The organism is Nocardioides abyssi, assembly GCF_030412915.1.
In the GTDB taxonomy this organism is placed as follows: Bacteria; Actinomycetota; Actinomycetes; order Propionibacteriales; family Nocardioidaceae; genus Nocardioides; species Nocardioides abyssi.
The window spans coordinates 131,777-143,259 of record NZ_JAUHJR010000001.1 but is presented as its reverse complement, the minus strand read 5'-3'; the positions used below and the strand labels follow the sequence as shown (position 1 = coordinate 143,259).

Below are 11,483 nucleotides of genomic sequence, written 5' to 3'. Positions count from 1 at the left end.
CTCCTCAACCAGCCGGCGGGGCGGACGCGAGGACGGCGCGGACGAGCGGGTGGACGTCGACGGAGCCGTCGGCCACGGACACCAGGGGCACCCAGGCGACGGCGTCGGAGGTGCCGGCGACCTCGGCCACCGGCTCGACGCCTACCGAGCCGGGCGCCAACGTGGCGGCGTACACCAGCTGGATGCCGTGGAAGTCCTCGTCGCGGCCGTGGGGCGCCGTCCCGCGGATCGACTCGTCGGCCACGTGCAGCACCGCGCCGACCTCCACCTCGAGGCCGGTCTCCTCGCGGACCTCGCGGGCCGCGGCGGCGGCGGGTGTCTCGCCGTGGTCGACCCCGCCGCCCGGCAGGGTCCACAGGCCGGTGTGGAAGCCGCTCGCCGACACCCGGCTGAGGAGCACGGCCGCGTCGGGGCCGGCGCCGCGCACGACCAGGGCGTACGCCGCCGTCCGCTGCACCCGCACCGGCCGGTGCGCGGCGAGCGCCTCGGCCACCAGCGGCGTGACCGGCACGCGGCCGGAGGCGACGTCCTCGACCGGCCACCACCGGGCGTCGGCCGTGGTCCCGTCGACCTCGAGCACCCGCGGCGCCGGCGCGTCGACCGGGACGTGCCCGTCGTAGACCAGGCGCACCGAGTGCACGTCGACCCGCCGACCGTTCCAACGGGCGTTCGGCCGCCGGCCGGTCTGCACCCAGGCGGTCTCCCCGACGGTCACGTCGAGCCCGGTCTCCTCGCGCACCTCGCGCACGACCGCGTCGCGCGGCTCCTCGCCGTGCTCGACCCCACCGCCCGGCAGGGTCCACACCTCCGAGCGCGTGACCCGCGAGGAGAGCCGCGTGAGCAGCACGGCCCCGTCGCGCAGCACGACGGCGTACGCCGCGAGCCGCTGCAGGCGGCGACGGTCCCGGCGGTCAGGCACGACGAGCGGGCGCGCTCACGCGAACGGCGGCCGGGCGTCGAGGGCGATCGACCGGCGGCCGGCCCACCGCCACACGCGCGCCGCGCGGTCGCGGTCCTCGTCGGTGACCAGGTTGCCCATCCAGCGCAGGGCGAGGGTCATCAGGGCGTCCGAGCGCATCCCGGCGGGGCCGAGCGCCGGCAGCAGGCGCGGCACCGTCACCAGGCCGGCCAGGCGTCGGGCGATGGAGAACGCCTCGCCGTAGTGGTCGCGCAGCAGCGCCGGCCAGACCACGGAGAGGTCGCGGTGCTCGCTCATCACCTCGGCCACGAGCCGGCCCGTCTCCAGGCCGTAGTCGATGCCCTCGCCGTTGAGCGGGTTCACGCAGCCGGCCGCGTCGCCGATCAGCGCCCAGTTGGCGCCCGCGACGTGGGAGACCGCGCCGCCCATCGGCAGCAGCGCGGAGGTCTTCGCCCGCAAGTCGCCGCTGAGCCCGAACTCCTCGCGGCGCTGCTCGGCGTAGAAGTCCATCAGCGGCTTGATCGCGACGTTCGCGGGCCGCTTGGCGGTCGCCAGGGTGCCGACACCCAGGTTCACCTCGCCGGTCCCGAGCGGGAAGATCCAGCCGTAGCCGCTCAGCACCGAGCCCTCGGCGTCGCGCAGCTCGAGGTGGGAGGAGATCCACGGGTCGTCGCTCATCGAGGAGGCGACGTAGGAGCGGCCCGCCACCCCGTAGACGGTGTCGCGGTGCCACTCCCGGCCCAGCACCTTGCCGAGCGGCGAGCGGACGCCGTCGGCGACGACGAGCCGGTCGCACGCGACCTCGAAGCGCTCGCCGCCCTGCTCGAGCACGACCGCCGCCACGCGGGCGCCGTCGCGTCGCACGTCCACCGCACGGGCACCGTCGAGGGCCAGCGCACCCGCCTTGATCGCGGTCGTGCGCAGGTGGTCGTCGAGCTCGGTGCGGGCGACCGCGGAGCCCCATTCGGGGAGGCCTGTGCCTGATTCGCCGGGGCCGGGCCAGGGCAGCAGCAACGTCCGGCCGAAGCCGTGCGCGCGCAGGCCCTGGTTGACCGTGTGCGCGCGCAGCCAGTCCTCCAGCCCCAGGTGCGAGAGCTCGTGGACGGCCCGCGGGGTCAGCCCGTCGCCGCACGTCTTGTCGCGCGGGAAGACCGCCGCGTCGACGAGGAGCACGTCGGCACCGCCGCGCGCCGCCCAGGTCGCCGCGGCCGAGCCGGCGGGGCCGGCGCCGACCACGAGGACGTCGGTGCGGGTCGGTCGCGTGCTCACGCCCCGATTCTCTCAGGCCGACCCTCATCGGGCCGCACCGGCGCGACATCCGCGCCCGCAACCGGGCCCGCACCCGCGCTCGCAACCCGGCTCGTCCCGGGACGACGGAACCCCGTCACGCGCCGCGCGTGACGGGGTTCCGGCGGAGCTGGTGCTGCCACCGTGGTTTCGCGCCCACGCTCCGCGGACGACTGGGTCTCGACACGCCAACGCCCGCTCACGCAAGCGTGAGCGGGCGTTGGCTTGCTCGACCTGGGTCGTGCCTTACCAGAACTTCACTTCGTTCAGTTCTGGTACGACCCGAAGTCGAAGTCGTCCAGGGCGACGGCCTGGCCGCCGTTGGCACCGAACTCGTAGTCGTAGGAGTCGTAACCGGTGACGGAGTACGCCGCGGCGCGGGCCTCCTCGGTGGGCTCCACCCGGATGTTGCGGTACCGCTCGAGGCCGGTACCAGCCGGGATCAGCTTGCCGATGATCACGTTCTCCTTCAGACCGCGCAGCGAGTCCGAGCGGCCGTGGATCGCTGCGTCGGTGAGGACGCGGGTGGTCTCCTGGAAGGAGGCCGCCGAGAGCCACGACTCGGTCGCCAGCGAGGCCTTGGTGATGCCCATGAGGACCGGTCGGCCCGAGGCCGGCTTGCCGCCCTCGGAGACCACGCGCCGGTTCTCCTCCTCGAAGATCACGCGGTCGACGAGGTCGGACGGCAGCAGGTTCGTGTCGCCGGACTCGATGACCGTCACCCGGCGCAGCATCTGCCGGACGATGATCTCGATGTGCTTGTCGTGGATCGCCACGCCCTGCGAGCGGTACACGTTCTGCACCTCGTCCACCAGGTGCTCCTGCGCCTTGCGGACACCCAGGATCCGCAGGACGTCCTGCGGGTCCGGCGTGCCGGAGGTGAGGTGGTGGCCGACCTCGATGTGGTCGCCGTCCGCCACGTTGAGGCGCGAGCGCTTCGACACGGCGTACTCCTGGACCTCCGAGCCGTCGTCCGGGGTGACCAGGACCTTGCGGGCCTTGTCGGTCTCCTCGATCTCGACGCGACCGGCGGCCTCGGCGATCGGCGTACGACCCTTGGGCGAGCGGGCCTCGAAGAGCTCGACCACGCGGGGCAGACCCTGCGTGATGTCGTCCGCGGAGGCCACACCACCGGTGTGGAAGGTACGCATGGTCAGCTGCGTGCCGGGCTCACCGATCGACTGGGCGGCGATGATGCCGACCGCCTCGCCGATGTCGACGAGCTTGCCGGTGGCCAGCGAGCGGCCGTAGCACTTGGCACAGGTGCCGGTGCGGGCGTCGCAGGTCAGCACGGAGCGGACCTTGACCTCCTCGATGCCGGCCGCGATCAGCTCGGCGATCTTGACGTCACCGAGGTCGCCACCGGCCTCGACCAGCACGTCGCCGGTCTCGGGGTGGGTGACCTCGACGGCGGCCGAGCGGGCGTACGCCGCGGTCTCGGCGTTCTCCGCCTTGACCACGGAGCCGTCCTCACGACGCTCGCCGATCCGCTTGGGCAGACCACGCTCGGTGCCGCAGTCGTCCTCGCGGATGATGACGTCCTGGGAGACGTCCACCAGACGACGGGTCAGGTAGCCCGAGTCGGCGGTCCGCAGCGCGGTGTCCGCCAGACCCTTGCGGGCGCCGTGCGTCGCGATGAAGTACTCCAGGACCGTCAGGCCCTCGCGGAAGTTCGACTTGATCGGGCGCGGGATGATCTCGCCCTTCGGGTTGGCCACCAGGCCACGCATGGCGGCCACCTGCCGGATCTGGTTCATGTTTCCGGAGGCACCCGAGTCGACCATCATGTAGATCGGGTTGGCGCGGTCGAAGTTCTTCTCCATCGCCTTGCCGACCTCGTTGGAGGCCTCGGTCCAGATCTCGATGAGCTCCTGGCGGCGCTCCTCGTCGGTGACCAGACCGCGCTCGAACTGCTTCTGGACCTTCGCCGCCTGCTCCTCGTAGGAGGAGAGGATCTCCTTCTTGTCGGCGGGCGTGACGACGTCCTCGATCGAGACCGTGACGCCGGAGAAGGTGGCCCAGCGGAAGCCGGTGTCCTTCAGGGCGTCCAGCGACGCGGCGACCTCGACCTTGGTGTAGCGCTCGGCCAGGTCGTTGACGATCGCGCCGAGCTGCTTCTTGCCCACCTCGTAGTTCACGAAGGGGTAGTCGATCGGCAGGGTGTCGTTGAACAGGACGCGACCCAGCGTGGTCTCGAGGGTGCCCTCGTCCTCCACGCGGATCTTGACCTTCGACTGCACCGAGATCTCGCCGCGGTCGAAGGCCATGATCGCCTCGGCCGGGGACGAGAAGGCACGGCCCTCGCCCGGCTCGCCCTCACGGTCGGTGGTGAGGAAGAACAGGCCGATGATCATGTCCTGGGTCGGCATGGTCACGGGGCGACCGTCCGACGGCTTCAGGATGTTGTTCGTCGACAGCATCAGGATCCGGGCCTCGGCCTGCGCCTCCGCGGAGAGCGGCAGGTGGACGGCCATCTGGTCGCCGTCGAAGTCGGCGTTGAACGCCGAGCAGACGAGCGGGTGGATCTGGATGGCCTTGCCCTCGATCAGCTGGGGCTCGAAGGCCTGGATGCCGAGGCGGTGCAGCGTGGGCGCACGGTTGAGCAGCACCGGGTGCTCGGTGATGACCTCTTCGAGCACGTCCCACACGACCGGGCGCGCGCGCTCGACCATCCGCTTGGCGGACTTGATGTTCTGCGCGTGCGAGAGGTCGACGAGCCGCTTCATGACGAACGGCTTGAACAGCTCCAGCGCCATCTGCTTGGGCAGACCGCACTGGTGCAGCTTCAGCTGCGGACCCGACACGATGACCGAGCGGCCCGAGTAGTCCACGCGCTTGCCGAGCAGGTTCTGGCGGAAGCGACCCTGCTTGCCCTTGAGCATGTCGGAGAGCGACTTCAGCGGCCGGTTGCCCGGGCCGGTGACGGGGCGACCACGGCGGCCGTTGTCGAACAGCGAGTCGACGGCCTCCTGGAGCATCCGCTTCTCGTTGTTGACGATGATCTCGGGCGCGCCGAGGTCGAGCAGCCGCTTGAGACGGTTGTTCCGGTTGATCACGCGGCGGTACAGGTCGTTGAGGTCGGAGGTCGCGAAGCGGCCACCGTCGAGCTGCACCATCGGACGCAGGTCCGGCGGGATGACCGGGACGGCGTCGAGCACCATGCCCTGCGGCTTGTTGCCGGTCTTGCGGAACGCGTCGACGACCTTGAGCCGCTTGAGCGCACGCACCTTCTTCTGGCCCTTGCCGTTGGCGATGGTGTCGCGCAGCGACTCCACCTCCGCGGCGATGTCGAAGGACTCGAGGCGCTTCTGGATCGCCGTGGCGCCCATGTGGCCCTCGAAGTACTTGCCGAACCAGTTCTTCATCTCGCGGTAGAGCATCTCGTCGCCCATGAGGTCCTGGACCTTGAGCGACTTGAAGGTGTTCCACACCTCGTCGAGGCGGTCGATCTCGCGCTGCGCACGGTCGCGCAGCTGCTTCATCTCCCGCTCGGCGCCGTCCTTGACCTTGCGGCGCTGGTCGGCCTTGGCACCCTCGGCCTCGAGCGCGGCGAGGTCCTCCTCGAGCTTCTTCGCGCGGTCCTCGATGGAGGTGTCGCGACGCTTCTCGAGACGCTCGCGCTCGAGCTGCACCTTGCCCTCGAGCGAGGCCAGGTCGCGGTGACGCGCGTCCTCGTCGACGGAGGTGATCATGTACGCCGCGAAGTAGATGACCTTCTCGAGGTCCTTCGGCGCCAGGTCGAGCAGGTAGCCGAGCCGGCTCGGGACACCCTTGAAGTACCAGATGTGGGTCACGGGCGCGGCGAGCTCGATGTGGCCCATGCGCTCGCGACGCACCTTGGAGCGGGTCACCTCGACGCCGCAGCGCTCGCAGATGATGCCCTTGAAGCGCACGCGCTTGTACTTGCCGCAGTAGCACTCCCAGTCCCGGGTGGGACCGAAGATCTTCTCGCAGAAGAGGCCGTCACGCTCGGGCTTGAGCGTGCGGTAGTTGATGGTCTCCGGCTTCTTGACCTCGCCGTGGCTCCACGTGCGGATGTCGTCCGCGGTGGCCAGGCCGATCTGGAGCTGGTCGAAGAAGTTCACATCGAGCACGATGGCTGTTGTCCTTCGTTAGTTCTGGAAAGCAAGCTGTGGACCGACAGGAGAGGACGGGCTGCGCCCGGCGGAGCGCCTGTTCCGGAGAACAAGCGCTCCGCGCGTTCTCCGATCAGACTTCTTCGACCGAGCTGGGCTCGCGACGCGACAGGTCGATGCCGAGCTCCTCGGCGGCGCGGAACACGTCCTCCTCCGCGTCACGGAGCTCGATCTGCGAACCGTCCTGGCTGAGCACCTCGACGTTCAGGCAGAGCGACTGCATCTCCTTGACGAGCACCTTGAACGACTCCGGGATGCCCGAGTCGGGGATGTTCTCGCCCTTGACGATCGCCTCGTAGACCTTGACGCGACCGGGCACGTCGTCGGACTTGATCGTGAGCAGCTCCTGCAGGGCGTAGGCGGCGCCGTACGCCTCCATCGCCCAGACCTCCATCTCGCCGAACCGCTGGCCACCGAACTGGGCCTTACCACCCAGGGGCTGCTGCGTGATCATCGAGTAGGGGCCGGTGCTGCGCGCGTGGATCTTGTCGTCCACGAGGTGGTGCAGCTTGAGGATGTACATGTAGCCGACCGAGACCGGGTCCGGGAACGGCTCGCCGGAGCGGCCGTCGAACAGGCTGGCCTTGCCCGACTCGTCGATCATCCGCACGCCGTCGCGGTTGGGGATGGTCGCACCGAGCAGGCCGGTGATCTCGTCCTCGCGCGCACCGTCGAACACCGGGGTCGCGACCTTGGTGTTCGGCTCGGCCTTGTCGACGCCGATCTTGATCAGGCGCTGCTTCCAGTCGGAGCTCTCCGGGTCGCCCGAGAGGTTGATGTCCCAACCCTGCTTGGCGAGCCAGCCCAGGTGCAGCTCGAGGATCTGGCCGATGTTCATCCGTCGCGGGACACCCAGCGGGTTGAGCACGACGTCGACCGGGGTGCCGTCCTCCATGAACGGCATGTCCTCGATCGGCAGGATCTTCGCGATGACGCCCTTGTTGCCGTGGCGACCGGCGAGCTTGTCGCCGACGGAGATCTTGCGCTTCTGCGCGACGTAGACGCGGACCAGCTGGTTCACGCCCGGCGGCAGCTCGTCGCCCTCCTCGCGGTCGAAGACCCGGACGCCGATCACGGTGCCGGACTCGCCGTGGGGGACCTTCATCGAGGTGTCGCGCACCTCGCGCGCCTTCTCGCCGAAGATCGCGCGGAGCAGGCGCTCCTCGGGGGTCAGCTCGGTCTCGCCCTTCGGCGTCACCTTGCCGACGAGGATGTCACCGGTGGTGACCTCGGCGCCGATGCGGATGATCCCGCGCTCGTCGAGGTCGGCCAGCATCTCCTCGGAGACGTTCGGGATGTCCCGGGTGATCTCCTCGGGGCCGAGCTTGGTGTCGCGGGCGTCGACCTCGTGCTCCTCGATGTGGATCGAGGTGAGGACGTCCTCCTGCACCAGGCGCTGGCTGAGGATGATCGCGTCCTCGTAGTTGTGGCCCTGCCACGGCATGAACGCCACGAGCAGGTTGGTGCCCAGCGCCATCTCGGCGTCGTCGGTGCACGGACCGTCCGCGATCGGGCTGCCGGCCTCGAGCCGGTCGCCCTCGCTCACCAGCGGGCGCTGGTTGATGCAGGTGCCCTGGTTGGAGCGGCGGAACTTCGCGAGGCGGTACGTCGAGTAGGTCCCGTCGTCGTTCATCGTCTCGACGATGTCGGCGGAGACCTGCTTGACCACACCGGCCTTCTCGGCGGTGACGACGTCACCGGCGTCGACGGCGGCGCGGTACTCGATGCCGGTGCCGACCAGCGGGCTGTCGCTGGTGATCAGCGGGACGGCCTGACGCTGCATGTTGGCGCCCATGAGCGCGCGGTTGGCGTCGTCGTGCTCGAGGAACGGGATCAGGGCGGTCGCGACCGACACCATCTGGCGCGGCGAGACGTCCATGTAGTCGACCTCGGCGGCGAGGATCTCGGAGACCTCACCGTCGCGCTGGCGGACCAGCACGCGCTCCTCGACGAAGCGGCCGTCGTCGTCCATGGCCGCGTTGGCCTGGGCGATCACGAACCGGTCCTCGTCGTCCGCGGTCAGGTAGTCGATGTGGTCGGTGACCCGGCCGTCCTCGACCTTGCGGTAGGGCGTCTCGACGAAGCCGAACGGGTTGATCCGTCCGTAGGAGGCGAGCGAGCCGATCAGGCCGATGTTCGGGCCTTCCGGGGTCTCGATCGGGCACATGCGGCCGTAGTGCGACGGGTGGACGTCGCGGACCTCCATGCCGGCGCGGTCACGGGAGAGACCACCGGGGCCGAGCGCCGAGAGGCGACGCTTGTGCGTCAGGCCGGCGATCGGGTTGGTCTGGTCCATGAACTGCGAGAGCTGCGAGGTGCCGAAGAACTCCTTCAGCGCCGCGACCACGGGACGGATGTTGATCAGGGACTGCGGCGTGATGGCCTCGACGTCCTGGGTCGTCATCCGCTCGCGGACCACGCGCTCCATGCGGGCCAGGCCCGTGCGGAGCTGGTTCTGGATGAGCTCGCCGACCGTGCGCATCCGGCGGTTGCCGAAGTGGTCGATGTCGTCCGCGCTGATGTCGAGGGCACCCTGGGGCGCCTCGACCTGCTCCTGGCCGTCGTGCAGGGCGACGATGTACTTGATCGCCGCGACGATGTCGTCGATGGTCAGCGTCTGCTGGTCGAAGGCCTCGGTCAGCCCGAGCTTCTTGTTGATCTTGTAGCGACCGACCTTGGCGAGGTCGTAGCGCTTGGGGTTGAAGTAGTAGTTGTTCAGCAGCGTCTGCGCGGCCTCGCGCGTCGGCGGCTCGCCCGGGCGCAGCTTGCGGTAGATGTCGAGCAGCGCGTCGTCCTGCGCCTGGGTGTTGTCCTTCTCCAGGGTCAGCTCGATCGACTCGTAGACGGTGCCGTCGGGGCGACGGAACTCCTCGAGGATCTGCTCGGTGGTCATGCCGAGCGCCTTGAGCAGGACGGTGACGTTCTGCTTGCGCTTGCGGTCGAGGCGGACGCCGACCAGGTCGCGCTTGTCGATCTCGAACTCCAGCCAGGCACCGCGGCTCGGGATCAGCTTCGCGGTGTAGATGTCCTTGTCGGACGTCTTGTCGGCCGAGCGCTCGAAGTAGACGCCCGGCGAGCGGACGAGCTGGCTGACGACGACACGCTCGGTGCCGTTGATGATGAACGTGCCCTTGTCGGTCATGAGCGGGAAGTCGCCCATGAAGACCGTCTGGCCCTTGATCTCACCGGTGTCGTTGTTGGTGAACTCGGCGGAGACGTAGAGCGGGGCGGAGTAGGTGAAGTCCTTCTCCTTGCATTCGTCGACCGTGTACTTCGGGTCGTAGAACACAGGGTTCTCGAACGAGAGCGACATGGTCTCGGAGAAGTCCTCGATCGGGGAGATCTCCTCGAAGATCTCCTGGAGACCGGACTTGCTCGAGACGTCCTCGCCCTCGGCACGCCGGCGCTCGACGGCGGCGTTCCACTTGTCGTTGCCGATCAGCCAGTCGAAGCTGTCGGTCTGGAGGGAGAGGAGCTGCGGGACCTCGATCGGGTCCTGGATCTTGTTGAACGAGATGCGGCGGTTGCCGGAGGTGGAGGCGGGTCCAGAGGTGGTGCGCGCGGCCAAGAGGTGTCCTTCGAGGATCGCTGCCAGAGTGGCGCCCGAGCCCCCCACTAGATCAGCCACCGGGCAGGCCGAAATGCATCTGAGGGCAGGCGCAAAGCGCCACGATACAGCAATCCGGGGCGCGCGACAATACCGGCAGGCCTCCACGGGCGTTCGTGGGCACGATGATGCGACGTGGGGCCCTCGGGGTCAAGCACCCGGCAGGGCGTGGCTCAGTCCAGCGGGGTGGTGTCCAGCCCGTCGACCAGCCAGTCGCCGTCCTGCTCGACCATCGTCACGGTCACCTGGTCGTAGCTGGTCCGCGGCTCGTCGTAGTCCTTGCGCGCGGTGGTGCGGTCGAGGAAGACCAGCACGTCGACCCGGGTGCCGTCGTCGTCGGTGCGCACCAGCGCGGAGTCGAGCACCTGGCCGGTGACGACCGTCTGGGTGCCCGGCGCGTTGTCGCTGATCACGTCGAAGAGCTGGTCGTACTCCTCGCGGTAGGCCGGCGTCAGGTAGGACCGGGCGGTCGCACGGTCCTCCTCCAGCTGCTCGTAGGAGAACGACAGCACCGGGACGATCGCCTGCTCGGCGCGCGCCTGCGCGGTGCGTGCGGCGTCCTCCACCGCGTCCTCCGTGGTGCCGAGGTCCGAGGCGAGCCACACGGCCAGCGCCACCGAGCCGGCGGCCAGCACCGCGACCACGGCGAGCAACCAGCTCGGGACGGCGCGACGACCGCGCGTGGTCGCGACGGCCGGGTCCCCGTCGACGACCGTGCCGGTCTCGGTCTCGGTCTCGGCCGCGACCCCGGGCTCGAGCGCGGGCTCGGGGTCGGGCTCGACCGGAGCGGCGGCGGCCAGCTCGGCGTCGTGGGCGGCACGCCGCTCGGGGTCCAGCAGCACCTCGGCGGCCTGGTTGGCCGTGCGGAAGCGACGGTCGGCGGGGTCGAGGTCCACGATCGCGGCCTTCCAAGCGGCGCGGACCTCCTCGGGGGACGCGGTCGGCTCGATGCCGAGGACGTCGTACCAGCTCGGGGTCACGGCGTGCTCGCCCCCTCCTCGGCCAGGACCGGGTCGAAGTCGTCGACGAGCCAGCTGCCGTCGCTGCGCACCAGCTGCACGCGCACGCGGAACGCGACCGGCTCGTCGTCGACCCGGGGGCCGTCCGGCTTGCCCCCGTCGCGCGGGTAGCTGCTGGTGAAGGAGCCCGCGACCAGCGCGGTGGCCTTGTCGTCGGTCAGGTCGGAGACGCCCGCGGCGAAGACCTCGGCGACGCGGCCGACGCTGGCCTCCACGACGGTCTGCTCGGCCGCGACCACGCCCTGCTCGAAGGAGGTGCGGAACTTCGGCGTCATCACCTCGCCGACCGACTCGCGGTAGTCCGGCATCTGCTCGCCCTCGAGGTCGTCGGGGCCGTAGGTGTTGAGCCGGAGCATGAACTGGCGCGCCTGGGCCATCACCGCCTCGCGCTCGGCCTGCACCTCGTCGGCGTCGCCGAGCACGCCGGACCAGCGCACCACGCCCAGGACGAGCGAGGTCACCAGGCCCAGGGCCAGGACGACGCCCAGCACGGCCAGGAGCACGGACCGGAAGCG

At 70.0% G+C, this 11,483-nt stretch carries 6 protein-coding genes; all 6 read right to left on the bottom strand.

Annotated elements, in window-relative coordinates; translation table 11 throughout:
* Positions 1-4: 4 nt before the first annotated feature.
* Complete coding sequence (locus QWY29_RS00705; protein ID WP_300958706.1) at positions 5-919, bottom strand: NUDIX domain-containing protein; 915 nt, start codon at positions 917-919, stop codon at positions 5-7.
* A gap of 15 nt (positions 920-934) precedes the next feature.
* Positions 935-2,188, bottom strand: a complete 1,254-nt coding sequence (locus QWY29_RS00700; protein WP_300958705.1) for a geranylgeranyl reductase family protein — start codon at positions 2,186-2,188, stop codon at positions 935-937.
* Positions 2,189-2,472: 284 nt separating this feature from the next.
* Positions 2,473-6,300 carry a DNA-directed RNA polymerase subunit beta' gene (locus QWY29_RS00695; protein WP_300958704.1) on the bottom strand — a complete coding sequence of 1,276 codons (3,828 nt, stop codon included), beginning with the start codon at positions 6,298-6,300 and terminating at the stop codon, positions 2,473-2,475.
* A gap of 115 nt (positions 6,301-6,415) precedes the next feature.
* Positions 6,416-9,910, bottom strand: coding sequence for a DNA-directed RNA polymerase subunit beta (gene rpoB, locus QWY29_RS00690; protein WP_300958703.1), 3,495 nt, complete (start codon positions 9,908-9,910; stop codon positions 6,416-6,418).
* A 212-nt stretch (positions 9,911-10,122) separates the two neighbouring features.
* Complete coding sequence (locus QWY29_RS00685) at positions 10,123-10,929, bottom strand: J domain-containing protein (RefSeq protein ID WP_300958701.1); 807 nt, start codon at positions 10,927-10,929, stop codon at positions 10,123-10,125.
* Positions 10,926-11,471 (bottom strand): hypothetical protein, encoded by a 546-nt coding sequence (locus QWY29_RS00680; RefSeq protein ID WP_300958700.1) that lies wholly within the window; start codon positions 11,469-11,471, stop codon positions 10,926-10,928. The genes QWY29_RS00685 and QWY29_RS00680 overlap by 4 nt, the downstream gene beginning before the upstream one ends.
* Positions 11,472-11,483 lie beyond the last annotated feature (12 nt).